At 73.0% G+C, this 26997-nt stretch carries 24 protein-coding genes; 15 read left to right on the top strand and 9 right to left on the bottom strand.

Translation table 11 applies throughout. The annotated features are described in order from the left end of the window. Nucleotides 1-12 precede the first annotated feature (12 nt). The 3 genes from Z164_RS0117890 to Z164_RS0117880 are packed head-to-tail and all read left to right on the top strand — an operon-like array spanning nucleotide 13 to nucleotide 2197. The gene (locus tag Z164_RS0117890; RefSeq protein WP_024892047.1) at nucleotides 13-1008 is read left to right on the top strand and encodes a transglutaminase family protein; all 996 of its coding nucleotides are present in this window, start codon (nucleotides 13-15) and stop codon (nucleotides 1006-1008) included. Next, a complete protein-coding gene (locus Z164_RS23445; RefSeq protein WP_081770259.1) occupies nucleotides 1005-1754 on the top strand; it encodes an RHS repeat-associated core domain-containing protein in 750 nt (249 codons plus the stop codon). The genes Z164_RS0117890 and Z164_RS23445 overlap by 4 nt, the downstream gene beginning before the upstream one ends. Beyond that, the gene (locus Z164_RS0117880; RefSeq protein WP_152541044.1) at nucleotides 1751-2197 is read left to right on the top strand and encodes a hypothetical protein; all 447 of its coding nucleotides are present in this window, start codon (nucleotides 1751-1753) and stop codon (nucleotides 2195-2197) included. The genes Z164_RS23445 and Z164_RS0117880 overlap by 4 nt, the downstream gene beginning before the upstream one ends. A gap of 103 nt (nucleotides 2198-2300) precedes the next feature. On the opposite strand, the gene Z164_RS0117875 is transcribed toward Z164_RS0117880, so the two are convergent. Further along, the gene (locus tag Z164_RS0117875) at nucleotides 2301-2609 is read right to left on the bottom strand and encodes a hypothetical protein (RefSeq protein ID WP_024892044.1); all 309 of its coding nucleotides are present in this window, start codon (nucleotides 2607-2609) and stop codon (nucleotides 2301-2303) included. 93 nt (nucleotides 2610-2702) lie between these two features. Further along, a complete protein-coding gene (locus Z164_RS0117870; RefSeq protein ID WP_024892043.1) occupies nucleotides 2703-3032 on the bottom strand; it encodes an I78 family peptidase inhibitor in 330 nt (109 codons plus the stop codon). 77 nt (nucleotides 3033-3109) lie between these two features. Between Z164_RS0117870 and Z164_RS20970 the strand changes: the two genes are divergently transcribed. Both Z164_RS20970 and Z164_RS0117860 read left to right on the top strand, forming a co-directional pair. Next, entirely contained in the window at nucleotides 3110-4258 is a 1149-nt protein-coding gene (locus tag Z164_RS20970) for a DNA topoisomerase IB (protein WP_052338518.1), read from the top strand. 73 nt (nucleotides 4259-4331) lie between these two features. Further along, nucleotides 4332-5990, top strand: coding sequence for a M28 family metallopeptidase (locus Z164_RS0117860; RefSeq protein WP_024892042.1), 1659 nt, complete (start codon nucleotides 4332-4334; stop codon nucleotides 5988-5990). Nucleotides 5991-6215: 225 nt separating this feature from the next. Here the strand turns inward: Z164_RS0117860 and yjjJ are convergent, their stop codons facing one another. Both yjjJ and Z164_RS0117850 read right to left on the bottom strand, forming a co-directional pair. Next, a complete protein-coding gene (yjjJ, locus tag Z164_RS0117855; protein ID WP_043690817.1) occupies nucleotides 6216-7595 on the bottom strand; it encodes a type II toxin-antitoxin system HipA family toxin YjjJ in 1380 nt (459 codons plus the stop codon). A gap of 186 nt (nucleotides 7596-7781) precedes the next feature. Continuing rightward, nucleotides 7782-11555 (bottom strand): indolepyruvate ferredoxin oxidoreductase family protein, encoded by a 3774-nt coding sequence (locus tag Z164_RS0117850; RefSeq protein WP_024892040.1) that lies wholly within the window; start codon nucleotides 11553-11555, stop codon nucleotides 7782-7784. A gap of 209 nt (nucleotides 11556-11764) precedes the next feature. On the opposite strand from Z164_RS0117850, the gene Z164_RS0117845 reads away from it, so the two are divergent. Next, complete coding sequence (locus Z164_RS0117845; protein ID WP_024892039.1) at nucleotides 11765-12394, top strand: tetratricopeptide repeat protein; 630 nt, start codon at nucleotides 11765-11767, stop codon at nucleotides 12392-12394. Nucleotides 12395-12400: 6 nt separating this feature from the next. Here the strand turns inward: Z164_RS0117845 and Z164_RS0117840 are convergent, their stop codons facing one another. From Z164_RS0117840 to Z164_RS0117825, 4 genes are all read right to left on the bottom strand, one after another. Then, entirely contained in the window at nucleotides 12401-13057 is a 657-nt protein-coding gene (locus tag Z164_RS0117840; protein WP_024892038.1) for an ankyrin repeat domain-containing protein, read from the bottom strand. Between the two features lie 215 nt (nucleotides 13058-13272). Then, nucleotides 13273-14625: a Tle-like phospholipase domain-containing protein gene (locus Z164_RS21545; RefSeq protein ID WP_024892037.1), complete on the bottom strand. Its 1353-nt coding sequence runs from the start codon at nucleotides 14623-14625 to the stop codon at nucleotides 13273-13275. A 104-nt stretch (nucleotides 14626-14729) separates the two neighbouring features. Next, nucleotides 14730-15461 (bottom strand): ankyrin repeat domain-containing protein, encoded by a 732-nt coding sequence (locus Z164_RS0117830; RefSeq protein WP_043690833.1) that lies wholly within the window; start codon nucleotides 15459-15461, stop codon nucleotides 14730-14732. A 64-nt stretch (nucleotides 15462-15525) separates the two neighbouring features. Further along, nucleotides 15526-17070 (bottom strand): Tle-like phospholipase domain-containing protein, encoded by a 1545-nt coding sequence (locus tag Z164_RS0117825; protein ID WP_024892035.1) that lies wholly within the window; start codon nucleotides 17068-17070, stop codon nucleotides 15526-15528. 400 nt (nucleotides 17071-17470) lie between these two features. On the opposite strand from Z164_RS0117825, the gene ggt reads away from it, so the two are divergent. Further along, complete coding sequence (ggt, locus tag Z164_RS0117820; protein WP_024892034.1) at nucleotides 17471-19180, top strand: gamma-glutamyltransferase; 1710 nt, start codon at nucleotides 17471-17473, stop codon at nucleotides 19178-19180. Between the two features lie 36 nt (nucleotides 19181-19216). Beyond that, complete coding sequence (locus tag Z164_RS0117815) at nucleotides 19217-20242, top strand: hypothetical protein (RefSeq protein ID WP_024892033.1); 1026 nt, start codon at nucleotides 19217-19219, stop codon at nucleotides 20240-20242. An 87-nt stretch (nucleotides 20243-20329) separates the two neighbouring features. Here the strand turns inward: Z164_RS0117815 and Z164_RS0117810 are convergent, their stop codons facing one another. Continuing rightward, nucleotides 20330-21817, bottom strand: coding sequence for an AAA family ATPase (locus tag Z164_RS0117810; RefSeq protein ID WP_024892032.1), 1488 nt, complete (start codon nucleotides 21815-21817; stop codon nucleotides 20330-20332). A 139-nt stretch (nucleotides 21818-21956) separates the two neighbouring features. On the opposite strand from Z164_RS0117810, the gene Z164_RS0117805 reads away from it, so the two are divergent. The 7 genes from Z164_RS0117805 (at nucleotide 21957) to Z164_RS0117775 (ending at nucleotide 26971) form a co-directional block, all read left to right on the top strand. After that, nucleotides 21957-22592: a ParA family protein gene (locus Z164_RS0117805; RefSeq protein WP_024892031.1), complete on the top strand. Its 636-nt coding sequence runs from the start codon at nucleotides 21957-21959 to the stop codon at nucleotides 22590-22592. Nucleotides 22593-22692: 100 nt separating this feature from the next. Continuing rightward, complete coding sequence (locus Z164_RS0117800; RefSeq protein ID WP_024892030.1) at nucleotides 22693-23172, top strand: SixA phosphatase family protein; 480 nt, start codon at nucleotides 22693-22695, stop codon at nucleotides 23170-23172. Beyond that, entirely contained in the window at nucleotides 23169-23750 is a 582-nt protein-coding gene (locus Z164_RS0117795) for a YceI family protein (RefSeq protein WP_024892029.1), read from the top strand. The genes Z164_RS0117800 and Z164_RS0117795 overlap by 4 nt, the downstream gene beginning before the upstream one ends. Next, nucleotides 23747-25783: a phospholipase D family protein gene (locus Z164_RS0117790; RefSeq protein WP_024892028.1), complete on the top strand. Its 2037-nt coding sequence runs from the start codon at nucleotides 23747-23749 to the stop codon at nucleotides 25781-25783. Before Z164_RS0117795 ends, Z164_RS0117790 begins: the two co-directional genes overlap by 4 nt. A 269-nt stretch (nucleotides 25784-26052) precedes the next feature. After that, complete coding sequence (locus tag Z164_RS0117785) at nucleotides 26053-26259, top strand: hypothetical protein (protein ID WP_024892027.1); 207 nt, start codon at nucleotides 26053-26055, stop codon at nucleotides 26257-26259. 36 nt (nucleotides 26260-26295) lie between these two features. Next, the gene (locus Z164_RS22880; RefSeq protein WP_160170702.1) at nucleotides 26296-26460 is read left to right on the top strand and encodes a hypothetical protein; all 165 of its coding nucleotides are present in this window, start codon (nucleotides 26296-26298) and stop codon (nucleotides 26458-26460) included. A 52-nt stretch (nucleotides 26461-26512) separates the two neighbouring features. Then, nucleotides 26513-26971: a hotdog fold thioesterase gene (locus tag Z164_RS0117775; protein WP_024892026.1), complete on the top strand. Its 459-nt coding sequence runs from the start codon at nucleotides 26513-26515 to the stop codon at nucleotides 26969-26971. The last annotated feature ends 26 nt before the right edge of the window (nucleotides 26972-26997 follow it).

The raw sequence follows: 26997 nt of genomic DNA, 5'->3' as shown, positions 1-26997 counted from the left end.
GAAGGCATGGGGATGCGATCATTCGCTCGGACGCTCGGGGGCATTGGCCTCCTCCTCGCGTGCGCCTACGTCGCCCAGGCCACGCCCGGTTCGGCCTACGCCGACCTGCAGCGGCACCTCACCCAGCCCGATCAGTCCGTGGACTTCGCGGCCGCCAAGATCGCGATCGACCGCCTGATCGATCCGAGCATCGACGTCGCGGCCGTCCAGCGCGAGTTGGACCGGCTGACCCGCGCGGTCGCTGCCCGCACGCCGGCCGGCCTGACGCCGCGCGCGCGGATGGACGTGCTCTTGTCCACGCTCTACACCGCCGGCGACTGGAACGACCATCGACCCTTCCGCTACGACCTCGACGACCCGATGGGCCGGCAGCGCGAGAACAAGCTGCTTTCCACGTACCTGCGCACCCGCAAGGGCAACTGCGTGTCGATGCCGACTCTGGTGACGATCATCGGCCAGCGGCTCGGCCTGGTTGTGACTCTGGCAACCGGCCCCGAGCACGTGATGACCAAGTTCGCCGATGGCCACGACTGGCTGAACGTCGAAGCGACCTCCGGCGGCTACAAGTGGGACAGCAGCTACGAGCGCGACCTGGACATCGGTGCGCTCGCGCTCGAGAACGAAATCTACCTGCGGCCGCTCGCCCCGCGCGAAGCGGTTGGCGTGATGGCGAGCACGCTCATGGAAGCGCTGGCCGCCAACCGTCGTGCCGACGACCTGATGGTCGTGGCAGACATGGTGCTGGCGGCCAATCCGACCGATGTCGTAGCGATCATCCAGAAGGCCAACGCGTACTACTTGCAGCTGCAACAGCGCTACAACAGCCGCTACGCGCGACCGGCTGACATCCCGCCCGAGCTGCAAGCCGACTACGCGATGCGCAGCCGCGCGAACCTGGAATGGTTCGCGAAGGCCGAAGCTCTTGGATGGCACCCGCCGACCGCACAGAACCGATCTCGCTATCTGCAATCCATCGACCAGGAAAAGGAAAAGAGGGGGCAGCTATGAAAAAGACACTCGCGGCAGCAGGCATCGTGGCGTGCCTTGCGACAGGCGTTGCGCAGGCCCGTTTCGTATCGACGGACCCGGTGAAGGCCGATCCCAACACCGGGCAGAACTTCAACCGCTACTCCTATGCCAACAACAATCCCTATCGCTTCACCGATCCGGATGGGCGGCTTTCGCGCGGGACCGGCTGGACCGATCGGCAATGGCGCAACTTCGACAGCGCGCAGCAGAGCGCCGCCGGCAGCCTCGAGAAGGCCGCGGGCCGGATCACCAACGCCCTGGAATCCGGAAGGGGGCTGGGTCGCGTCGAGCGCTCGTTCGAGCGCACGTTCGGCGCCGGCTCCGCGACGCCGGAGAACATGGCGAAGGCCGCATCGGACATGGGCGCGATGGCCGCTGCCTTGCGCGACACCAGCCCGTCCGCGATCCCGGCCAACGGCATGTCGGCGCAAGCGATGACGGCCGCCTTCAGCAACATGACGCCCAGCGCCATGATGGGCGTGCCCACCACCGGTCCCAAGCAGGTGATCGTGAACCTCGACCACGCACAGCTGGGCAATCGCAACCTGGTCACGTGGGGCGTCGGACACGAAATGGGACACGCCGTGCTCGGCTACAAGGATCAGGTGTTCAACGGATATCCGGCCTACAAGTTCGGCTCTCCGGACGAACAGGGCAGTTTCAGGTCGCTCCCCGGCCAGCAGCGCCTCATCAATCCCGATCACATCATGGATTTTTCCCGGTGAGAGCAATCGGCATGGCGCGGGTGGCGGGTCTGGCGGCTGCCGTGCTCCTGGCCGGCGCATGCGCGCAAACCTCAACGCGAGCGACGCCGGATCGGTACGCGCTGCAGGTCGTCGACAACGCAGCGGACCAGCGTTTCGACCTGGCGCTTCAATCCCACGACACTCTCCCGCTATGCGTTGCGGTCGAGAGCTGGCCCAGTCGCGTCGGCCAGCTTCACATGGGCAGCAACCTCGCCACGTTGCAGACGGCAGCCGGTTCGCTGCCGGCTCGCGACGAGAACTTCGGCTACTGCCCGGGCGGCTGCGGTGAGCACCGCATCGAACCGGGCGGCACCCTGCGTGGGTTCATCGCCTACGACGCGTTCGGTGATGCGTCGCAGCTGGCGGCCGATGCCGACAAGCGCCTTCAATTCTCGGTGATGCCCCACTACTGCCGGCGGTGACGCGGTCCGCTCCCCGGCGAGCTGAAGGCGACTTTGAAAGAAATGCCGCCCCGCGAGGGGCGGCAAGTCGACGACCTTGGAGAGAGAGATGGGCGCAGGGCGCCTAGCGGGTCGGCGGAGACTCGGGATCCTCGGGTGGCATCTGTTCGTCGGCGGGATCCGTCGAGGGGGGCTGCGCCAGCGTCGGCGGCCGGTCGGCGTTCTGGCTCGGCGGCGTGGTGCCGTCGATGGGGTCGGCCTGGACCGGTTCCGGCGCGTTCGGGCCGGTCGATGCGGGCGGTTGCGGTGGGACTGCCGAGTTCCCGCTGGCGGGCGGGGGCGGGGTGTCGGTCGGTTCCGGCGACTGCGGCTGGCACGCCGCCAGGGCCAGGGCGAACGCAGACGCGAGCGACAGGCGGATCAGAGGGGACATGTCGGTTCCTGCGGCCAGGGATCGATGGCCAGCGTGCGGGTTCGCGCGTATGGCGGGCGTTACGGCGGCGCTAACGAAACGCAAAGGCCTGTGTCAGCCGCAGCGAAGCTCCGCGATCGTCCCGGCCTCGTCCAGGTACAGGTTGAGGCGGCCTTCCATGTATTCGAGGGTCACCGCCTGGCCGGGCTTCAGCGTGCGCGCGACCGAAGCGCCGGCGCCGACGCGGGCGCGCTCGACCACGTCGTCGCTCGCGGCCTGCCCCACGAAGGATTGCACGCGGCCGGCATCGCAGGCCCCGGCGACGGGCGGCAACGCGGTCGTGCCGTCGCCGGCGCCGCTGTCGCGCGTGGCGGGCGCGCAGGCGGCCAGGACCAGGACGGCCAGGCCCAGGACGGGGACGGTATGGGCGGTGGCGATGCGCATGCGGGGCTCCTCGGGGGCGCGGGCGGGCGTTCAGTGTGCCCGTGCGTTCGTGTCGGCCCGGTTAACCGACGCATGGCATGCTGGGTTTTCGCCGCATTGACGCCCTCGTGCACAAGCTGGCGCGCATGCCGACCGCGCGCGCTTCCGATGCCGACCGCGTCCCGTGCGCGGATCCGCGCGCCGACGCCCGCCTCGCCGGGCTGGTCTACGTCACCGATGCGCAGCCCGGCATCCGCCGCCGGCGCGCCGGCAAGGGGTTCAGCTACCGCCTGCCCGACGGCCGCACGCTGCGCGATCCGGAGACGCTGGCGCGCATCCGCGCGCTCGCGATCCCGCCGGCGTACACCGACGTGTGGATCTGTCCGCACCCGCGGGGCCACCTGCAGGCCACGGGCCGCGACGCGCGCGGGCGCAAGCAATATCGCTACCACCCGCAATGGGCGCAGGCGCGCGGGCTGGGCAAGTTCGAGCGGGTGATCGCCTTCGGCCGCGCGCTGCCGCGGCTGCGCCGCCGCCTGCGCGCCGACCTGCGCCTGCCCGGATTCCCGCGCGACAAGGTGCTGGCGATCGTGGTGTCGCTGATGGCCGACACGCTGGTGCGCGTCGGCAACGAGGCCTATGCCAGCAGCAACCGCTCCTATGGCCTGACCACGCTGCGCAACCGCCACGTCGATTTCCTGCGCGGCGGCCGCGCGCGGCTGAAGTTCCGCGGCAAGGGCGGGCAGGAGCACGACCTGGAGATCGACGACGCGCGCCTGGCGAAGCTGGTGCGCGCCTGCCAGGAGCTGCCGGGGCAGGCGCTGTTCCAGTACCGCGGCGACGACGGCACGCTGCAGCCGGTGTCCTCCGGCGACGTCAACGACTACCTGCGCGAGGCGATGGGGGAGCAGTTCACCGCCAAGGATTTCCGCACCTGGGGCGGCACCGTGCACGCCTTCCGCGTCCTGGGCTGCACCCCGCGGCCGCCGCCGTCGCCGCGCACCGGCCGGCCGAGCGAGCGGGCGCTGAACCAGGCGCGCAACGCGGCGATCTGCGAGGTGGCGCGGGTGCTGGGCAACACGCCGGCGGTGTGCCGCAAGGCGTACATCGACCCGCGCGTGTTCGAGGGCTGGGAGGACGGTCGCCTGGAGCGCGCCGCGGCGGGCGCGCGCGGGCCGCGGCAATGGGAACAGGCGGCGCTGAAGTTCCTGGCCAGCTGCGAGCGCGAGCGCCGCAAGCGGCGTTGAGCCGGCCCGTGCGTGGATTCCGCGGCGCGGGTAGCGCATCCTGGGCCGATCCCAGTCCAGGAGCGATCGCCGCATGATCCGTCGTTTCCCCGCCCTCGCGTTGCCGCTGGTCCTCGGCCTGTCGTGCGCGCATGCCGGATCGCCGCCCGCCGACCCCGCGGCGATCGACGGCGAGCGCCTCGCCGCGCACCTGCGCGTGCTGGCCTCCGACGCGTTCGAGGGCCGCGCCCCGAACACGCCCGGCGAGGCGCGGACCATCGCCTACATCGCCGAGCAGTTCGCCGCCGCCGGGCTGGAGCCGGCCGGCGAGGACGGCGGCTGGCTGCAGGCGGTGACCCTGGAGCGCAGCGCGATCGCCGGGCCGGTGGCGGCGACGTTGCGCGTGGGCGGTGCCGAGCGCGCGCTGGCCAACGGCGAGGACATCGCGGTGGAGAGCCTGCACCCGGATGGCCGCGTGGACCTGCGCGACGCGCCGCTGGTCTTCGCCGGCTACGGCATCACCGCGCCCGAGCTGGACTGGGACGACTACGCCGGGCTGGACGTGCGCGACAAGATCGTCGTGGTGCTGGTCAACGATCCCGACTTCGAGGCCGGCGAGGGCGCGTTCGGCGGCCGCGCGATGACCTGGTACGGGCGCTGGCCCTACAAGTACGAGGAGGCCGCGCGCCGCGGCGCGGCCGGCGTATTGATCGTGCACGAGGACGCCCCGGCCGCGTACCCCTGGGCCACCGTGCGCAACGGCCGCGCCGGGCCGCAATTCGACATCGTGCGCGACAACGCGCGCTCGCATCACCTGCGCGTGCGCGGCTGGATCCAGCGCGACGCGGCCGCGCGGCTGCTGGCCGACGCCGGCCACGACTTCGACGCGCTCAAGCAGCGCGCGCAACAGCCGGGCTTCCGCGGCTTCGCGCTGGAAGACGCGCGCCTGTCGATCGCCTTCGACGTCGAGCGCAGCCGCATCCGCAGCCACAACGTGGCCGGCCTGCTGCCCGGCGCCGAGCGGCCGGACGAGACCGTGATCCTCTCCGGGCACTGGGACAGCTTCGGCATCGGTGAGCCTGATGCGCAGGGCGACGCGATCATCAACGGCGCGGTCGACAACGCCACCGCGGTGGCCTCGCTGATCGAACTGGCGCGCGCCTTCGCGCAGGGCCCGCGGCCGGCACGCAGCCTGCTGTTCCTGGCGCTGACCGCCGAGGAGAACGGCCTGCTGGGCGCGCACCACTACGCCGCCCATCCGCTGCGCCCGCTCGAGACCACCGCCGCTTTGCTCAACATGGAGATGTGGAGCCCGGACGGGCCGACCCGCGACATCTCGTCCTGGGGCACGGGCAAGGTCTCGCTGGAGCGCGACCTCGCGACGGCCGCGCAGGCCGAGGGCCGGCGCTGGTCGCCCGATCCCGACCTCGAGGCCGGCTTCTTCTACCGCGCCGACCATTTCGCCTTCGCCCAGGCCGGCGTGCCGGCGATCACCATCGGCCCCGGCATGGACCAGCTCGACGGCGGCGTCGAGGCCGGCCGCGCCGCGCGCGCGGACTACTTCGCCCACCGCTATCACCAGCCCGGCGACGAGTTCGACGACAGCTGGGACATGCGCGGCCCGACCGAGGACACCCGCGTGGTCTACCGCCTCGCCCGCTCGCTGGCCGATGCCGAGGACTGGCCGCAGTGGGACGCCGACAGCGAGTTCCGCGCCCGCCGCGCCGCGACCGACGCCGCCCGCGCGAGATGAGCGCCGGGGCCCTGGGCCGCATCGACATTCGGCCTGCGGCGCCGTAGCGGTTCCGTCCACCGCAAGCGGGCCCTTCTCCCGCAAGCGGGTTGCGGGGGAAGGGAAAAAACAGGATGGTCCCCGCTTGCGGGGGAAGGAAAAAACAGGATGCTCCCCGCTTGCGGGGGAAGGGAAAAACAGGGTGCTCCCCGCTTGCGCGGGAAGGGACCGGCGCAAGGCGAGCGCTCAGTCGCCGTGCCGGGAGCGCACCCGGTCGATCTGGGCGGCGGCTGAGGCGGCGATCGATCGGAACGCCTTGCCGATTTCGCCGGTATCTGCGATCCGCCGCCAGAACTCGGCGGCGGCCCGCGCGGCGATCGACCATTCCGCACGCTGCTCGGGCAGCGGCGGCGAGACCTCGAAGGGCCGTGCGACCACCTCGCCGGAGACCGCAGGGCGGAACAGCATCGGCAGCATGTCGTAGGCGGGGGCGAGCGCCAGCGGCCGGCGATCGTCGAGCACGAGCCCGGCGTTGCCCAGGTGCATGTCGCTGTTGGCGATGAGCGCCCCGAACCAGCCCAGCACCGCGAGTCGGCGGGCGGCGTCGGCATTGATCCAGCCCTCGCGTTCGAGCTGCGGCGCGTAGCGCCACCAGTCGATCCGGCCGTGGCCGTGGAACGCGGCGTCGAGGGCGGCCAGCGACACGAAGCCGCGGCGCCCGCCGTCCGGGGTGCGGTCGAAGCGGATCGATTCCAGGAAGGTGCGCCCACCGGCGACCAGGATCGAGGACTGCGCGGCCGCGACACCGTGCGCGCGCAACACGTCGCCCGCGATCGCCTCGCACCGCAGCAGATCCGCCCAGCGTTGCGCCGCCGGCGCGTCGCCGGCCTCGCTGAACTTGACGATCGCCTCGCGCACGGTGCCGTCGCCCGGGTCGAGGCGGACGACGAACTTGGGCTGCTCGCCGCCGGCTGACGATCCGACCGGGTCGCCCCGCAGCGCCGCTTCGGCGAGCGCCGGATAGCGCTCGGCGCGTTGCGCGACGGGCAGGGCGCCGGCGCCGTCGAGCGCCTGTCGGGCGGCCGATCGCAGCGCGCGTTCGCCCAGCAGCAGGTCGCCTGGGAGATCCTGGCCGTGCTGGAGCAGGGCGAGCAGCACGTCGTCCGTGCCCCAGCGCGCCAGATCCTCGGGCGCGCCGATGTCGGCCGCCAGGCGGCGAGCGAACGCACGCCCGAGGAACCCCTGCGGGCACTGATCGTCCAGGAACCAGGGCAGGCCCGGGAACAGGCCGTCGGCGAATTCGCCGTGGAGGAAGGCGGGCAGCGGCCGCGCGGGCTCGAAATGGAACCCGCCGCCCGCCAGCGCCCGCAGCTCGCCGAGCTGTTCGGTGCGCTGCTGCGCGTCGAGCCGATAGAGCGGCCATCGATGGCCGGCGCGGGCGACGTCGCGCAGCAGCGCGTAGCGCGTGGCCCGGGCGCGGCCGATGCGCAGGATGCGCGGCGCGGCGGCGATCGTCCGCGACACGGTCGGTTGGCTGATGCCGAGCGCTGCCGCGATTTCGCGGGCGGTCAGCAGCCCACGCTCGCGCAGCAGCAGCTCCAAGCGTGGGATGCGAGGATCGGGCATCCCTGGATTGAATAGATACTTGAATGGATAGTCAAGGGCGAAGGCGAGGAATCTCGTCCAAATAGAAAGGATTCGGCGCCGATGATCGGATCATTGTGAATAGATAAAGGTATTGATTCCGGACCGACGCGCCGGCCCCGGTTCGTGCCGGTGCGGCGCGTGTCCCGGCGTCCGGCGTCCCGGCGGTCAGGCGGCCTGCGCCGGCGCCGGCGCCACCACCCGCAGCGGGTCGTTCCACTGTCGCAGCAGTTCGGCCTCGCGCGCCTTGGCGCTTTGCAGGTGGGCCTCCTTGACGTGGCCGTAGCCGCGGATGCGCTCGGGGATGCCGGCGATCTCGGCGGCCAGGGCCACGTTGCCGGCGTCCAGCCGCTCCAGCAGCCCGCCCACGGTCGCCTCGTAGTCGGCGATCAGCCGGCGTTCCATCCTGCGCTCGGCGGTGTAGCCGAACACGTCCAGCGGGGTGCCGCGCAGGCCGCGCAGCCGGGCCAGCAGGCCGAACGCCTTGAGCACCCAGGGGCCGTACTCGCGCTTCTGCAGCTCGCCCCGATCGTTCTTTTTCGCCAGCAGCGGCGGGGCGAGGTGGAAGCGCAGGGTGTAGTCGCCCTCGAACTGCTGTTCCAACCGGCGACGGAACTCGCCGCTGGTGTACAGCCGCGCGACTTCGTATTCGTCCTTGTAGGCCATCAGCTTGAAGAAGTAGCGCGCCACCGCCTCGGTCAGCGCGGTGGAGCCGGGGACGCGCTCGGCCTCGGCCTTGCGCACGCGCTCGACGAAGCCGGCGTAGCGGCGCGCGTACTTCGCGTTCTGGTAGTCGGTGAGGAAGGCGACGCGGCGGGCGATGGCCTCGTCGAGCGAGCGCGACAGGCGCAGGTCGTCCAGGGGCAGGAAGGCGACGTTGTCGCTTTCGGTCGCCCTCACCCCACCATCGGCTCCGCCGATGGTCCTCCCCTCTCCCGCAGGGCGTGAGAGGGGCATCGGTGCGCGGCCTGCGGCCGCCATCGTCCCTTTGGGCGCGGCGTTGGCGCCCCATTCGTGGCCTTCCCACTCGCCCGGCGGCAGCGCTTCGAGCACGTGCGGGACATCGCCGGGGGAGCGCGGCGCGGGCTCGATGCCGGCAGCCTCGCGCACCGCGGCGGGATCGACCGCGGCCAGGCGGCCCCAGGCGAAGGCGGTCTTGTTCATCTCCACCGCGGCGCCGTTGAGCTCGATCGCGCGCATCAGCGCCTCGAACGACAGCGGCACCCAGCCGCGTTGCCAGGCGTAGCCCAGCATGAACAGGTTGGCGGCGATCGCGTCGCCCATCAGCGCGGTGGCCAGCCGGGTGGCGTCGATGACGTCGAGCGCGTCGCCGGCGGCGGCCTCGCCGCCGAGCGCGGTGCGCACCGCATCGACGATCTCGGCGGCGGGGAAGCGCAGGTCCGGCTGGGTGGTGAAGCTGCCGGGCATCGCTTCGTAACTGTTGAGCACCACCCGGGTGCGGCCCTCGCGGATCTTCGACAGCGCCCAGTAGTCGTTGACCACCACCATGTCGCAGCCGAGCACCAGGTCGGCCTCGCCGGCGGCGATGCGCACCGCGTGCAGGTCGGCCGGGGTGCGGGCGAAGCGGATGTGGGTGGTCACCGCGCCGCCCTTCTGCGCCAGCCCGGTCTGGTCCAGCACCGTCGAGCCGAGCCCTTCCAGGTGCCCGGCCATGCCGAGCAGGGCGCCGATGGTGACCACGCCGGTGCCGCCGACGCCGGTGATGAGGATGTTCCAGGGCTGCGAGAGATCGCTGGCGAAGACCGGCTGCGGCAGCGCGGCCAGGCGCTCGGCGGCGTCCACCTTGCGGCCCTTGCGCGGCTTGCCGCCGTGCACGGTGACGAAGCTGGGGCAGAAGCCCTCGACGCAGCTGTAGTCCTTGTTGCAGTTGGACTGGTCGATCGCGCGCTTGCGGCCGAACTCGGTCTCCTGCGGCAGCACCGAGACGCAGAAGCTCTTCTGCCCGCAGTCGCCGCAGCCCTCGCACACCAGCGTGTTGACGAACACGCGCTTGGCCGGGTCCGGCAGCTTGCCGCGCTTGCGCCGGCGGCGCTTCTCGGTGGCGCAGGTCTGGTCGTAGATCAGGATCGAGACGCCCGGCACCTCGCGCAGGCGCCGCTGCACGGCATCGAGATCCTTGCGGTCGTGGAACTCCACGCCATCGGGAAAGATCTCGGGCTTCGACCACTTGGCGATGTCGTCGCTGACCACCACGATCGTGCGCACGCCCTCGGCGCGCATCTGGTGGGCGATGTCGGGCACGGTCAGGGTGCCGTCCACCGGCTGGCCGCCGGTCATCGCGACCGCGTCGTTGTAGAGGATCTTGTAGGTGATGTTGACCTGGGCGGCGATCGCCTGGCGGATCGCCAGCGAGCCGGAATGGAAGTAGGTGCCGTCGCCGAGGTTCTGGAAGATGTGCGGGGTTTCGGTGAAGGCCGCCTGCCCGGCCCAGGTGACGCCTTCGCCGCCCATGTGGGTGTAGGTGTCGGTGCGGCGGTCCATCCAGGTGACCATGTAGTGGCAGCCGATGCCGCCCTGCGCGCGCGAGCCTTCCGGCACCCGGGTGCTGGTGTTGTGCGGGCAGCCCGAGCAGTAGTGCGGCACCCGCGGGAACTGCGCGCGCGGAAGCGCCAGCGCGCTTTCCTTGCGCTCCATCCAGCGCAGGGTCTCGCGGATGCGCTCGGAGTCGTGGAACTTCTGGATGCGGCGCGCCATCACCGCCGCGATGGTGGCCGGGGTCAGCTCGCCGGTGGAGGGCAGGATCCAGTGCCCGTCCTCGTCGTACTTGCCGACGATCGACGGCCGTCGGCCCTCGAAGTTGTAGAACAGCTCCTTCATCTGGCTCTCGATGAAGGCGTGCTTCTCCTCGACGACGAGGATGTCCTCCAGCCCCCGCGCGAAGGCGCGGATGCCCACCGGCTCCAGCGGCCAGGTCATGCCGACCTTGTAGACGCGGATGCCCAGTTCCGCGCAGGCGCGCGCGTCCAGGCCCAGGTATTCCAGCGCCTGCAGCACGTCGAGGTAGCTCTTGCCGGTGGTGACGATGCCCAGCCGCGCGTTGGGCGAGTTGATCACCACGCGGTCGATCCGGTTGGCGCGCGCGAACGCCTGCGCGGCCTTCACCGCGTAGCGGTGCAGGCGCATCTCCTGCTCCATCGGCGGGTCCGGCCAGCGGATGTTCAAGCCCCCCGGCGGCAGCTCGAAGTCCCCGGGCGTGGCGATCTCCAGCGCGAACGGATCCACCTCCACCGAGGCCGAGGACTCCACGGTCTCGGCGATGGTCTTGAAGCCCACCCAGCGGCCGGTGTAGCGGCTCATCGCCCAGCCCAGCAGGCCCATGTCGAGGATGTCCTGCACTCCGGCCGGGTTGAGGATGGGCATCATCGCGCTGGTGAACTCGCCCTCCGAGCCGTGCGGCAGGGTGGACGAGCGGCAGGCGTGGTCGTCGGCGGCCAGCGCCAGCACGCCGCCGCGGGGATTCGTGCCGGCGGCGTTGGCGTGCTTGAACACGTCGCCGCTGCGGTCCACGCCCGGGCCCTTGCCGTACCACATCGCGTACACGCCCTCGACCTTCGCGCCCGGGAACAGTCCGGTCTGCTGGGTGCCCCAGACCATCGTCGCGCCCAGGTCCTCGTTGAGGCCGGGCTGGAACTTCACCCGCGCCGCTTCCAGGTGCTTGCGCGCGCGCCACAGCTCCAGGTCGAAGCCGCCCAGCGGCGAGCCGCGGTAGCCGGAGACGAAGCCGGCCGTGTTCAGCCCGGCGGCCTGGTCGCGCAGGTGCTGCATCAGCGGCAGCCGCACCAGCGCCTGTACGCCGGACAGGTAGATGCGCCCCTGGGTGCGGGTGTACTTGTGGTCCAGGGTGTAGTCGGGATCGACCGCGCCGCGGGTGAGCGCGGTGCCGGCGGAATCGGGCGAGGACAGTTCGGCGGTGCTGGTCATGGCGGACGTCGTTCGGGCTTGCGCGCGCGGCGCTGGCGGGCCATGGCGGGATTGCCGGATGGCGCGGCCGCCGGGCGGCGGCCGGGACGGGTTCGGCGGCCGGAACGGCCGGAAAACCGGGCGCGATTGTATCAGCGGCCCCCCGGGCGCCCCGGCGCCCCGGCGCCGTGCCGCTAGAATGCGGCGCGACGCCAACGGGGGAGAGGACGATGGGGTTTCGCGCGATCGTGGGCCTGGCGCTGTGGCTGCTGTGCGGCGCGGTGCAGGCGCAGGCCGTCCCGGCGATCCGGGAGTTCTATTTCGACGAGGATGCGGTCGCCCGGCCGATCCGGGTGGTGGAGGGCGAGGACGAGGCCGCGATGCAGCGGATGGCGCGCATGATGGAGCGCGGCCACCGCAACGCCGCGCTCGCCGCCGCCCAGCTCGCGCACCTGGCCATCGCCCAGGGCCGCACCGACACCGGCCGCGCGCTGTACCGGCAGGCGCTGGACGCCACCGCGCCGCGCAGCGCGCACCGGCAGACGATCCAGTGGAACTACGGCTGGGATCTGCTGCGGCTGGGCGAGACCGAGGCCGCGCTCGAACACTGGGCGGGCCTGATGGACGGGCGCTTCATCGCCCCCGACTGGCTGCCGCCGACGCTGGCGATGGCGCTGTGGCGGCTCGGCCGCCGCGACGAGGCGGTCGCCTGGTTCGCCGCCGCGGTGCGGACCTATCCCGACCGCTGGCCGGACGCCGCGCACTGGCCGGCGCTGCTGCCCGGCTGGCGCGACGACGAGCGCGCCACCCTGGCCGAGGTACGCGCGGCGTGGGCGGAGGATCCGCCAGGCTGGCCCTGAGGCCGCTCAGCCGGCGTCCTCGATCGCGATGTCGTGCGCGCGCAGCCAGGCGCGCACCGCCTCGCGGTCGCGCTTCGCGGCGACGCTCAGCGCAGCCTCGTTGGCCTTGAAGAGGAAGCGCTGGAAGGTCGCGCCCTGGACGTTGCGGCGCGTCGGATCCGCGCCGGCCTCGAGCAGCTTCAGCGCATGGCCGGGATCGTTGTACTTGCCGGCCTGATGCAGCGGCGTGTTGCCGCCGCTGTCCTCGGCGTTGGGATCGGCGCCGGCGGCCAGCAGCGCCTCGAGCTGGGGTTCGCGCTTGCCGCGCAGGGCGGAGAACAGCGGCGTGGCGCCGGTCCGCGGGTTGCGCGCATCGGCGTCGGCGCCTTCGCGCAGCAGCAGCGCCAGGTAGCGCGGATCGTCCGCCATCGCGGCCAGGTGGACCACGGTATCGCCATCGATGCCGGGCTGCGCGGGGTCGGCACCGGCTTCGAGCAGGGCCTGGAGACCGGACAGCGACTGGTTGAGCAGGGCGTACTGCAGGAGGGTGACGTCGCGATCGCCTCGCGCGTCCAGCGGCACGCCTTGCTCCGCCAGGCTGCGCACCGCGCCGGATTCGCCCCGGGCGGCGGCATCGGCCAGTTCGGCGACGCGGGGATCGGAGAAGACTTGGTTCGCATCCACGGACGGGGCTCCCTGTCGGGCGCAGGCCACGCCCGATACCAGCATAAACGAGGCGACCAGCGCCCAGGCCCGGCGCCGGGCGGAGGATACGGGGCGGCGATGGGGAAGGCGGCTCATGGGGGAGGGGGCGGGCGCGGTGGACGACGGCGATGGTACGGATCACCCGCTCGCGGCAGCGCGACGATCGCGCCCGGCGGGTTCGCCGCCTTCGCGGATCAGAACCAGTTGCCGGGATTCCAGTTGCTCGCCTTGAAGTCGTTCCAGCGGTCCTGGGCCCATTCCCCGGCGGTGTTCAGGCCGTCGCTCGCCCAGCCGCCCACGGTGTCCAGGCCGCTCTCGGCCCAGCCGCCGAGGGTGTCGAGCCCGTCGCCCAGCCACTGGGTGCCGTTCTCGATCCAGCCGCCGGCGGTGTTGCCGGCGTCCTTCAGGCCCACCAGCTCGCCGAGGTCGCGGACGAGGCCGCCGGCCAGGTTGCCGGCGGCATTGACGGTGTCGCCGGCCAGCGACAAGGTCCGGTTGGCGAGATTGCCGCTGCCCTGCAGGGCGAACTCGACCGTGTCGCCCACGCCGCCGGCGACGGCGTCGATCGGCCGGCCGTCGAGCAGATCGCGGCCGGAATCGCCAAGGTCGGCGAGCAGTTCGCCGCCGTCGCCGAGCGTGTCGGCGATCAGCCCGCCGCCTTCGCGCAGCGCGTTTCCGGCGAGATCCAGCGCCGCCTCGCCCGGGCGCTCGATGGCCCGATCCAGCGGCGTGCGCTCGACCACGGTCGGATCGCCGGCGTCGAGCCCGTTGAGCACCGCATCCATCATGTGGGCGCGGATGGGGTCCTTGATGAAGTGGGTGTTCTCGAGCTGCAGCTGATGCCCGAGCGCATCGGGCAGCGGCGAGCCGTTCTGCTGCACTGCGGTCAGGATGTCGTTCTCCACCGTGTAGCGGCGGACCTGTCCGTCGGCGGCGAGTTCGCGCGCGCCGTTGGGCGTGAAGCCCAGGTCGCGCAGGGTCTGGTCGCTGAGGCCCGCGGCGTTGAACGTGACCGCCGGGTTGCCGGTCGCCAGCGACGCGGCGGAGGCCAGGCCGCCGCCGAGCGAATGCCCGGTGATGACCAGGTTGTCGCCCCACTCCGCGGACGCCTCCTGCGCCAGCGCCATCGCATCGCGGTACTGCGCGGTCTCGAAGCCGAGGCCCTGGCCGAGGTTGGCGAGCCAGTCCGCGCCGCTGGTGAACTCGGTGCCGGCGAAGGCCAGCGCGTAGTTGCCGTTGCCGTCGGTGTAGATCTGCGCCTGGAAGCCGCTGGCGTCGCTCTGCAGGGGCGTGGTGATGCCGGGCGGCAGGTGCTCGACCCGGGTCCACCCGGCCGCGCCGATCGGGCCCGAGGCGTCGGTCTGGTAGACGTCCTGCGACAGCAGCGCCAGATCCTTGTCGATGCCGGGCTGGGGATCCTGTCCCCGCACCTGATCCGCGAACGGCACCTGCGGCGCTTGCGCCGGCTGGCCCTGGACGGGCTGCAGCAAGTGGGGCGGCAGCTGGTAACGCTGGAGGATCGACGCATTGTCGAGATGGACGGTCATGGCCTCGCTCCCACGCTGAATTCCCTTCGCGCCACGTTAGCGGGGCGGACACCAGCGCGCAGCTAGGGCGTACCCGAGTCGGTCGGACCGGCGCCGCCGCGGGTTCAGCCCCCGGTGCCCGCCTCCAGCGGCACCTCGTGGGCGCGCAGCCAGGCGACGATCGCGGCGCGCTCGGCGCGCGCGCGCGCGCTGAGGACGTTGTCCGGGATGCGGAAGTAGTAGCGCTGGAAGCTCGCGTCCTGGGCGTTGCGCGCCTGCGGGTGGGCGCCGGCCTCGAGCAGCGCCAGCACGTGGGCGCCGGCGTTGATCATGGCCGCGCGGTGCAGGGGCGTGTTGCCGGTGCCGTCGGCGAGGTTGGGGTCGGCGCCGGCGGCCAGCAGGCGCCGGAAGGTGGCGTCGGTCCGCGGGCCCACGGCCTGCGCCAGCGGCGTCTCGCCGTTGCGGGCGTGGCGGACGTCGGGGTCGCCGCGGTGCGCCAGCAGCAGGTCGAGGTAGCGCGGGTCGTCCACCAGCGCGGCGGTGTGCATGGCGGTGCTGCCGCCGTAGCCGGGCCGGTTGGGGTCGGCGCCAGCGGCGAGCAGCGCCTCCAGCCCCTCCGGGCTCCGCTTGAAGATCGCGTGCTGCAGCAGGTTCAGCCCGCCCTCGCCGGCGGCATCGGGGTCGCCCCCTTCCGACAGCAGGGTGCGCACGACGTAGGCGTCTCCCGCCTCCACCGCATCGGCGAGACGGGCGGTGGCGGCATCGGTGAACGGACCGGTCTGCATGGAGCTCCCGTGGCAGGAGGCCGTGGCGAGGGTGGCGGCCAACAGCACCGCGGAAGGCCAGGACGTCTTCACGGCCGGATTCTGCCACGCCGGGGCGCGGGCCATGGCGACGGCAGGGCCGCCGCCCGGCGGGGGCCTATCGGAAGAAGTCGACAATGCGCTGGCCGACGTCGCCGACGCCGTCGGCCAGCGTCTCGACGCCCTGGCCCACGACGTCGGTGAGCGCCTCGACGCCGTCGCCCAGGCGGTCCGCGCCGGTGGCGACCGCGCCGCCGCCGCCCTCGACCACGCCGGCGGCGAACTCGCCGAAGCCGCCCCAGCCGAGGTCGCGGATGCCCTGCGCCGCGTCGGCGCTGCCGTGCTCGATCCCGCCGGCGGCGGCATCGGCCAGGCCGTCCACGGTGTCACCGGCGGAGTTGAAGAAGCCCTCGCCGAAGTCGCCGACGATCCGGGCGGTGCCCTCGACGTAGTCGCCGCGCGCGTAGGCGCCGTCGACCACGCCGGTCACATCGCGCGCGAAGTCGCCGACGTTGCGCGCGTAGTCGTCCTGCATGGCGTCGGGGATGGCGCCCAGCAGATCGCGGATGGGCGTGCTGGGGTTCTCGTAGCCGGCCTGCCACGGCTGCTGCTGCAGCATCGTGTCGATCATGAGTTGCTGCTCGTGGCTGATCGCCGCGCGCACCACGTCGCGGACCACGGGGATGCCGTCGATCAGGGCGGGATCGAGCCAGTCGGGCGCGCCGGCGTAGTCGAGCGCGCGCTCCACCAGGCTGCGGTCGAGCTCGCCCTCCGGCCGCACCACGATCGGCGCGCCGAGCGCGTCGGGCATCATCGGCGCGGTCGGCGGGAAGGCCTCCTGCAGCTGGGTCAGCACGTCCTCGAACATCGAGTAGCGGCGGATCTGGCCGTCGGCGGCGGTCTCGCGCGCGGCGGCGATGTCGATGCCCAGGCGATCGAAGGTGTCGGGATGGACGCCCGAGGCATCGAAGGTCACCGCCGGGATGCCGGTGACGATGGAGCCCACCGTGGCTAGCCCGCCGCCCTGCGAGTGGCCGGTGATGGCCAGGTTGGCGACCTCGCCGTCCGCGCCGTACCGGCCCAGCGTCTCCAGGAATTCCTGCGCGACCTGCGGCGCGAGGCGGTCGAACTCGTCGGTCTCCAGGCCCGCGCCCTGCGCGTAGTTGGTCTCCCAGTCCGGCCCGGTCAGCGGCGCGCCCTCGGCCTGGGTGCCGCGGTAGGCCAGGACGTAGTTGCCCTGGCCGTCGGTGAACACCTCGGCGCGGAACTGGCTGCCGGGCACGTCCAGCCGCACGTCGGCGTTCCAGCCCAGCGCCTCCAGCTCGTCCTGGCCGACCTCGGTCCAGCCGCAGACCGTCTGCGGGCCGTCGTCGTAGGTGGCGTAGGACATGCGCATGAAGTCGACGTCCAGCTCGCGGGCCTGGGTGCCGGCGACATAGCTGGAGAACCCGCCCGGCCCGTAGGGCGTCGGCGCCGCGGGGCCGCATTGCGGCGCCGCGCCGCCGACGATCGCGGCCAGTTGGGGGGGGTAGCTGATCTCCGCGCGGTAGCCGCCCTGGTACGGCGCGTGCCGCGGCACCTGCGCCGGCGCATGGGGCGGGGGCTCGGGCGGAGGCGGCTGCAGCCTCGAGACGCTGCCGCCGTCGGAAATGGTCAGGGCCATGCTGGCGTCCCGTTCGGATCCCTGCCGCGACCTTGCCGCGCCGGTGCGCGACGCCGCAATCCGGGACCGACCCTAGGGTGTATCGCAAGCGGGCGCATATCGTCCCTTCTCCCGCGAGCGGGCTCATGTCATCCCTTCTCCCGCAAGCGGGCGCATGTTGTTCCTTCTCCCGCGCGTGCCCCCATCCGCCTTCGGCACCTTCCCCCGCTTGTGGGGGAAGGAAAAAGCAGGATGCCCCCCCGCTTGCGGGGGAAGGGAAAAACAGAGTGCCCCCCGCTTGCGGGGGTAGGTGCTTTCGCTCGCTGAAGGCCGGTACGGCCTGGGGCTCGCGGCGGCGCACCGCCCGACGGGCGCCCGGCTTGGTATCGTGACGGTCGTTTCGTCCGCCGTCCGAGTCCCGATGTCTCCGAGCCGTCTCCGCGCCGCCGCGGCCTTGCTGCTGTCCCTGTCCCTGCCGGCGGTCGCCGCCGACCGCATCTCCGGCGAGACCTTCGCCACCCGCAGCGAGGTCTATGCGCCGCACGCGATGGCGGCCACTTCGCACCCGCTGGCCACCCAGATCGCGCTCGACGTCATGAAGGCCGGCGGCTCCGCCGTGGATGCGGCCATCGCCGCCAACGCCGCGCTGGGCCTGATGGAGCCCACCGGCAACGGCATCGGCGGCGACCTGTTCGCCATCGTCTGGGACCCGGCCACGCAGCGCCTGCACGGCTACAACGGCTCCGGCCGTTCGCCGCGTTCGCTGACGCTCGAGGAGTTCCGCCGTCGCGGCCTCACCGAGATCCCCTCGCACGGCCCGCTGCCGGTCACCGTGCCGGGCGCGGTGGACGGCTGGTTCGCGCTGCACGCGCGCTTCGGCCGGCGGCCGATGGCCGAGAACTTGGCCCCGGCGATCCGCTACGCGCGCGAGGGCCATCCCGTGCACGAGGTGATCGCCCACTACTGGGCGCGCTCGGTGCCGCGGCTGTCGCGCTGGCCCGGCTTCGCCGAGCAGTTCACGATCGACGGCCGCGCGCCGCGCACCGGCGAGATGTGGCGCAATCCCAACCTCGCCGACACCTTGCAGAAGATCGCCGACGGCGGCCGCGACGCGTTCTACAAGGGCGAGATCGCGCGCGTCATCGACGCCTACTTCGCCGCCAACGACGGCTTCCTGTCCTACGAGGACCTGGCCGCCCACCGCGGCGAGTGGGTCGATCCGGTCTCCACGAACTACCGCGGCGTGGACGTGTGGGAGCTGCCGCCCAGCGGGCAGGGCATCGCCGCGCTGCAGATCCTCAACCTGCTCGAACCCTACGATCTCGCGTCCTACGGCTTCGGCAGCCCCGAGCACGTGCACCTGTTCGTGGAGGCCAAGAAGCTCGCCTTCGCCGACCGCGCGCGCTGGTACGCCGACCCGGCCTTCCACCCGGCGCCGGTCGAGCGGCTGATCTCCAAGGACTACGCCCGCGAGCGCGGCGCGCTGATCTCGATGGAGCGCGCGCTGCGCGAGGTGCAGCCGGGCACGCCGGCGCAGCTCGACGAGGGCGACACCATCTACCTGACCACCGCCGACGCCGACGGCATGATGGTCTCGTTGATCCAGTCCAACTACCGCGGCATGGGCAGCGGCATGGCGCCGCCGGGGCTGGGCTTCATCCTGCAGGATCGCGGCGAGCAGTTCGTGCTGCGCGACGACCATCCCAACCGCTACGAGCCGGGCAAGCGCCCGTTCCACACCATCATCCCGGCCTTCGCCACCAGGGACGGGCGGCCGTGGCTGTCGTTCGGGGTGATGGGCGGCGCGATGCAGCCGCAGGGGCACGTGCAGATCCTGATCAACATGATCGACTTCGGCATGAACCTGCAGGAGGCGGGCGATGCGCCGCGCATCCACCACGACGGCTCCACCGAGCCGGTCGGCCAGAACCGGGCGATGACCGACGGCGGCCGCATCGAGCTGGAGAGCGGTTTCCCCTACGCCACCGTGCGCGCGCTGATGCGTCTGGGGCACTCGGTGCAGTTCGCCGACGGCCCCTACGGCGGCTACCAGGCGATCATGGTCAACCCGCACGGCGGCTGGGTCGGCGCCAGCGAATCGCGCAAGGACGGGCAGGCGGCCGGCTACTGACCGCCGGCCCTGATCGGGAACAGGGGGAAGACCACGATGACGATCCACAAGGCGATGGCCGGGCTGTTGGCCGCATGGCTGCTGCTGCCGGTGTCCGCGCCGGCCCAGGACCGGCCCGCCGGCGCCGCCGGCGCACCCGCCGCGGATGCCGCGGAGCTGGCCGCGCACCGCGCCTATACCGCGCGCCTGGCCGAGCGACTGACCGCCGAGGGCGAGCCGCGCGGGCTGGCGCTGGCGGCGCTGCTGCGCGAGGCGAGCGCGGCGCCGGCTGCGGCTGCGGACCCCGCCGTGCCGCGCGCCGACCCGACTTCGCGCCAGTGGCGGGCGCTGGCCCTCCAGCGCGCGGGCACGGACGTCGTGGCGCTGTCGCTGCTGGCCCTGGCGCCCGAAGGCGACGCCGGCACCCGCGACGCGGCGCTGGCGCGCTGGCGGCAGCTGGAACCGGCCAACCTGGTGCCTTGGCTGCACGGCGACGTCGATGCGCCCGCGCGCTTCGAGGCCGCGCGCCGCGCGCGCAGCGCCGACAGCCATCTCTACGCGCAGGTGCGCGTACTGGTCGAGGCGCAGCGTCGCCATCCGCCCACCGAGGCCGAGCGCGCCGCGCTGATCGGCGGCGACGGCCAGCCCGGCGGACTCGACGGCTACGCGGTGCTGCACGGCACCGGCCTGCTCGGTCCGCTGGCCGTGCCTGCGCTGGCGCCATTCGCCGAGGCCTGCGCCGCCGCGGCGCGGCAGGCCCCGGGTTCGGTGCAGGCCGAGGACTGCCGCCACGCCGCGCAGGCGCTGCAGCGCGCCGACACCCGCGCCCTGGAGAGCGTCGGCCTGGCGCTCGCCGCCGATCTCGCCCGCGACGCCGAGGCCCGGCGCGCCGCCCTCGCCGCCCTGCGCCGCTTCGACTGGCAGATGGTGGCGCTGGGTCGCCTGAGCGCCGGTCGGCCCGCCGGCGGCGTCGATGCCTTCGCCGCGCTGCTGATGGCCGAGCCCGCCGGCACCCGAGAAGCCGCGCTCGACGAGCGGCAACTGCGCGAAGCCGGCATCCCGCTCGATCCTCCGGCGCGCTGAGCCGTACGGTCGCCGACGCGCCGGCGCGATCCTGCGGCGGCTGAGCGATCGCATCGATCCAGCATGGCGACCGTGCGCGGCGGATCCTCAGTCCGCCGGCACCGTGCGCGCTGCGGCCCAGGCGCGCAGCGCGTCCACCTGCTCGCGCATCAGCACCGACAGCGGGCGCGACTGCTTCAGTTCGGCGCGCAGCAGGAAATCGTTGAGGGAGGCTTCGGCGGCGTGCGCGGCGTACAGGGCGGAGACGATGGCCTGCTCGATCTCGGCGCCGGAGAAGCCTTCCGAAGCCTGCGCCAGCGCCTCGAGGTCGAACGCGGCCGGGTCGAAGCCGCGCGCGGCCAGGTGCAGCGCGAACACCTCGCGGCGCACGTCGGCGCCCGGCAGGTCGACGAAGAAGATCTCGTCGAAGCGGCCCTTGCGCAGCAGCTCGGGCGGCAGCGCGTGGACCTGGTTGGCGGTGGCGACCAGGAACACGCGCGAGCGGCGCTCGGCCATCCAGGTCAGCAGGTAGCCCAGCACGCGCTTGGACACGCCGCCGTCGCCGTCCTCGCCGGAGGCGGCGAGCCCCTTCTCGATCTCGTCGATCCACAGCACGCAGGGCGCGAGCTGCTCGATGGAGGCGAGCGCGGTGCGCAGGTTGCCCTCGGTCTCGCCGTGGTACTTGGCGTAGAGCGCGCCGAAGTCCAGCCGCACCAGCGGCACGCCCAGCGCCCCGGCCACCGCCTTGGCCAGCATCGACTTGCCGCAGCCCTGCACGCCCAGCAGCAGCACGCCCTTGGGCGGGTCCAGGCCCGGCGGCGGGTCGCCCTCGACGAACGCGCGCCGGCGCTGCTCGACCCAGCGCTTGAGCCGGCGCGCGCCGGCCACGTCGGCGAAGCGGGCAGTGTCGTACTCGTAGTGCAGGTGGCCGCTGCGGTTGAGCAGCTCGAACTTGAGCCGGTTGAGCCGGGGCAGGTCGTCGTCGCCGAGCGCGCCGTCGTCGAACACCAGGTGGCGGGCGATGCGGCGCGCGTCCGGCAGGCTCAGGCCGCGCAGGTTCGCGGCGATGCGGGCGATGGTCGCGTCGTCGGTGCGCACCCGCCGCCCGCCGTGCTCGGCGGCGTAGGCTTCGGCCACCTCGCGCACCAGCCGCGCCAGCGCGGTCGCGTCGGGCGGGCGCGGCCGGTAGCGCACGGCCTTGGCCTCCAGGCCGGGCGGCAGCTCGATCCGGTGCCCGACCAGCACGATCACGTGCGGCAGGCAGTCGCGCCGCTGCAGGATGTCGCGCAGCTGGCGCTGGGTGCCGGCGTAGTCCAGGTAGGGGTGGAAATCGAGCAGCAGGTACACGCCGCGCTGGGTCGCGCCGCGGATCGCCTGCAGGGTGGCACCGGTGTCGGGCGCGGTCTCGGCGGCGTCCTCGCGGTCCAGGTCCAGCCGGCGCAGCCCTTCGGTGATCGTCCAGCGGTACATCGCCCGCCAGACGTGGCGCAGGGTCTGGCGGAACAGGGCCACCACGCCGGGCTCGTCCGGCGTCTCGATCACGATCAGCGGCGTATCGGCGCGGATCAGCGCCACCAGGTCCTGCAGTTCGCTCATGCGGTCCCCCGAATCCCGACCGACGATAGCAGTTTCGCCGCCGCGCGCAGCGGCGCCGGGACGTTCCGCCCCGCTCGCGCGGTCGCCCCGGCGGCGGCAGCCGGTGTACGCTGCCGGCAGGCACTGACCGGAGGGCGCGATGAAGACGATCCTGGTGGCCGGTTCGAAGGGCGGCGTGGGCAAGACCACCATCGCCACCCATCTCGCGGCGGAGTCGGCGCTGGCCGGCCGGCGCACGGTCCTGATCGATGCCGACCCGCAGGGCTCGTCGATCCGCTGGGCCGAACGCCGCGCCGAGCTCGACAGCGCGGTGTTGCCGGTGGACGGCAGCCGCCGGCGCAAGCAGGCGTGGAAGTCGGTGCCGGACGACGCGCAGACCGTGGTGATCGACGGCGCCGCCGGCGCCATGCGCGAGGATCTGGAACCGTGGCTGGAGCGGGCCGACGCGGTGGTGGTGCCGGTCCTGCCTTCCGCGCTGGACATCGACGCCACCGTGCCTTTCCTCAACGGCCTGGCCGGGCACCCGCGGGTGCGCAAGGGCGACCTGCGGGTGGGCCTGGTCGGCAACCGCCTGCGCCCCTGGACCACGGCCTCGCAGCAGGCGATGGCCCTGCTGGCGCAGTGGCCGTACCCGCTGGTGGCGCAACTGCGCGACAGCCAGGCCTACGTGGTGCTGGTGGCGCTGGGGCGCAGCCTGTTCGACTACCAGTCGCGGCAGGTCCGCGAGCACCAGGCCGACTGGGCGCCGCTGCTGAAGTGGACCCGCCGCGGCTGAGGCGGCCGTCCGCCCCCCGGACCCGCCGCGCGACGCCGCCTGCAACGCGCAGCCGCGATCCTGTACCTTCCACCGCGAACCTTCCCCCCGACCCCGCCCGATGCGCGAACTGATCCTGCTCCGCCACGCCCACGCCGAAGCCGCGTTGCCCGGGCAGTCCGACCTGGACCGCCCGCTGTCGGCGGACGGGCTGGCCGAGGCGGAGGCCGCCGCGCGCTGGCTGCGCGACCGCCGGCTGGTGCCCGACCAGGTGCTGTGCTCGCCGGCGCGGCGCACCCGCGAGACGCTGGAGGTGGTGCTCGCCACCGTGGGCTACGTCGATCAACGGCTGGAATCGTCGATCTACGAGGCCACGCCCGGCGCGCTGGCGCTGCTGCTCGAGCGCTACCGCGACACCGAACGGGTGTTGCTGGTGGGGCACAACCCGGGCCTGGAGCGGCTGGCCGCGCTGCTGCACAGCGGCCAGTCCGGCGATTACCGCGGCATGCCGCCGGCGGGGGTGGCGGTACTGGAATTCGTGGACGACGGCGCGCCGATCGAGCCCGGCAGCGCGCGCCTGTCGGCGTTCTGGTGGCCGTGAGCCGCCGCCTGGCGCGCTGGTGCGCCGGGCTGCTGGCGCTGCCCATGGCCTGGCCCGCGGCGGCGGTCGCGCAGGGCGCGCTGCGCATCGATGCCGACGGCTCCGAGGCCGGTTTCCTGTTGCGCACGCGCTGGGGCCAGCGCCTGGAGGGGCGGTTTCCGCAGCTGAGCGGCGAGGTGCGCGGCCTGGAGGACGGGCGCAAGCAGGTGCGGCTGGAGCTGTCCGCGCGGGAGGTCGAGATCGTCGATCATCCCCGCTACACCCGGCTGACCCGCGGCGAGGCGTTCTTCGACGCCAGCCGCCACCCGCACGTGGCGTTCGTCTCCGATCCCTTCGACGAGGGCCTGGTGCGCACCGGCGGCGATCTGGTGGGCGTGCTGGAGATCCGCGGCGTGCAGCGGCGCGAGACCTTCCGCATCGAGCCGGCCGCCTGCCAGCGGCCGGTGCTGGACTGCCCGGTGGTGGCCGCCGGCACCGTCGATCGCGGCGACTACGCGATGGACCGCTGGGGCTTCGCGCTGGGCGAGCGCGTCGAATTCCGCCTCGCGCTGCGCGGCCGGGAGGCGGACGCCCCGTGACCGCATTCGGGCGCGGTCTGCTGCTCGCGCTGCTGGCGCTGGCGGCCTCGGGGTGCGCGGGCCTGGGCCCGGTGCAGCGCGCCGAGGCGCAGCGCGTGGCCGAGGCCGCGCGGCAGACCGCGCTGGACTGCGACGACCCCGCCACCCGTTGCGCGCGGCCCTCGCCGCTGCGCGCCCTGGGTTCGCGCGCCTACGTCGCCAGCGCGCCCGAGGCGCCGCGCCACTACGCGCTGCTGCTCGACTACGGCCAGGACGCGCTGCTGGCGCGGCTGGACCTGATCCGCAGCGCGCGCGAGACCATCGACCTGCAGACCTACATCTTCGACGAGGACGACGCCGGCCACCTGGTCCTGGACGAGCTGCTGGCGGCCGCCCGCCGCGGCGTGCGCGTGCGCGTGCTGGTGGACCAGCTCTCGGCGCTGCGCAGCGTCGACACCCTGGCCGCGCTGGCCGCCGCGCACGTCAACTTCGAGCTCAAGGTCTACAACCCGGTGCTCGGCCGCGCGCGCATCAGCTACCCGATGTACGTCGCCGCCGCCGCCTGCTGCTGGCGCCAGCTCAACCGGCGCATGCACAACAAGATGCTGCTGGTCGACGGCATCGTCGGCGTCACCGGCGGGCGCAACTACCAGGACACCTATTTCGACTGGGACGCCAGCTACAACTTCCGCGACCGCGACATCCTGGTCGGCGGCCCGGTGACCCGGGTCATGCGGTCGAACTTCGACGCGTTCTGGCACGCGCCGCTGAGCGTGCCGGTCGCCCAGCTCAGCGACGTCGGCCGGCGGCTGCTGCGCGAGGGCGCGCCGGCGATGCCGCACGAGCCGTTCGAGGCGCCCGACCGCGTCGCGGCCGTCTCGCGCCAGGCCGACGATCCGCTGCTGCTGAAGGCGCGGCTGATCGATGCCGCGATCCCGGTCGGCGCGGTGGAGTTCATCGCCGACACCCCGGACAAGCACCGGCCCGGCAGCGAGCGCGTCGCGCCTTCCACCGGGCGCATGCGCGAGCTGATCGAATCGGCCGAGCGCGAGGTGCTGCTGCAGACGCCCTACCTGGTCCTGTCGCAGCCGGCGCAGCACATGTTCCGCGCGCTGCACGACCGGCCCGACGGGCCGCAGGTGACGATCTCCACCAACAGCCTCGCCGCGACCGACTCCTTCATCACCTACGCGATGTCGTTCAAGTACAAGCGCCGCTACCTGCGCGACTTCGGCTTCCACATCTACGAATACAAGCCGTTCCCGCAGAACGCGCCGATCGACCTCGACGCCACCCGCGCGCTGGCGCCGGGCTGGGGACTGGCCGAGGACGCCGATGCGCGTGCGCTGGGCGACCTCGACGCCGCCCACCGCGACGATGCGGGTCAGACGGCGGCGCGGGGCGCACGGCCGCCGGCCGATGCCAGCGCCTCGCCGCGCGCGCGGCCCGGGCGCGGATCGTCCGCGGCGCTGCCGCCGGGTCAGCGCACCCAGCAGCAACGCTTGCCGCTGGAAAGCGAGTACTCGGCGCTGCGCTACGCCGGCGTCGGCGTGAACCGGCCGGTGCCGCTGCGCCGCGCCGGGCTGCGCATCGGCCTGCATTCCAAGTCGCTGGTGATCGACGAGCGCATCGGCGTGGTCGGCACCCACAACTTCGACCCGCGCGGCGACAACCTCAACACCGAGAGCGCGGTGGTGATCGAGGACGCGACCTTCGCCCAGGCGCTGGCCGCCAGCATCCGCAACGACATGCGGCCGGAGAATTCCTGGGTGATCGCGCCGCGCGACAAGCCGCCGGTGTTCTCGGGGCTGGAGTACTCGCTGGCCAAGGTGTCCGAGCACCTGCCGGTGTTCGACCTGTGGCCGGTGCGCTACGCCACCAGCTACGAGTTCGTGCCCGGCCCGGATTGCCCGCTGCCGCTGCCGCCGGACGATCCCGGCTTCCGCCGCTGCTACGAGCCGGTCGGCGACTTCCCCGAGGTCAGCCTGGGCATGAAATCGCTGCTGACGCGCATCTTCACCGCCTTCGGCGCCGGGCTCGCCCCGATCCTCTGAAGCCCCGCGCGGGCACGCGACGGCCCGGCGCCTGCGCAGGGTCTGCGCCCGCCGCAACCTTCGCCCCGCCGCGAGCATCCATCCAGGACCGGCCGCGCGAACCGCACGGCCGCCGCCGTGCCGGGGGCCGTTTTCGCGCCCGCTCGGCCAGTCGGAACAACGACTTATGAGGGGTGCCCCGCATCCCATGACTTCCGGCACATGGTTTATCGTTGTGGTGTTGTAGTCTACCAGCACACCGCAGCACTACATCCCCAAAGGAGATCGCCATGTACGACGTCCACGCCGCTTCCGCCCGCCGCGAACTGCTCGCCCAGGCCCTCCAGGCCGCCCGCCTGCTGGCGCCGTCCGCCGTCCCCCGCAACGTCCGCCGCGCCCGCGACTTCGGCGTCGGCTACGGCGAGAGCAGCGGCTACCGCCACGCCGCCCGCTACGCCGCCGTCCCGGCGATGGCGTCGCGTTTCCGCCTGTCCTGAACCGTTCCGCCCCCCCCCTTCTCCGAGGCCATCGCCATGCGTACTGCCAATCCCGCTCCGCCTGCCCCCGCCGTCCCGGCGAGCCCCGCGCGCCGCGAGCGCCCGGTCCGCGACTCCGGCCAGGGCTACGGCCGCAGCAGCGGCTACACCCACCGCCGCTACGCCGCCGGTTCCGCCGTTTCCCGCTTCCGCATCGGCTGACGGGGCACGCACGACGCTGGCCGGACGCGGCCGGCCCCGGTATCTTGTCGCGATGAAGGCAGATTCCCCGGCTCCCGCCGCCTCCCCGTTCCGCCGTCGTCTCGATCTCGACGCCCTCAATGCCCTGTCGCGCGGCACCGCCATGGAGCCGCTGGACATCGTCTTCACCGAGATCGGCCCCGACTTCCTGCGCGCGACCATGCCGGTCGATGCGCGTACCCGCCAGCCCTACGGCCTGCTCCACGGCGGCGCCTCGGCGCTGCTGGCCGAGACCGTCGGCAGCACCGCCGGCATGCTCGCGCTGGACGAGGATCGTGCCTGCGTCGGCCTGGAGATCAACGCCAACCACCTGCGCGCGGTGCGCAACGGCACGGTCACCGCCACCGCGCGTCCGTTCCACATCGGCCGCCAGACCCAGGTCTGGGACATCCGCATCGAGGACGAGGCCGGGCGACTGGTGTGCATTTCGCGCCTCACCCTGGCGGTGATCCCGCGCCCGCCGGGCGGCTGACGCGCCCCGACCGGCGCACCGGCCGC

Source organism: Luteimonas huabeiensis HB2 (assembly GCF_000559025.1).
Lineage (GTDB): Bacteria > Pseudomonadota > Gammaproteobacteria > Xanthomonadales > Xanthomonadaceae > Luteimonas > Luteimonas huabeiensis.
Note: the sequence above shows the minus strand (reverse complement) of the source record. Positions and strands in the feature narration are given on the sequence as shown.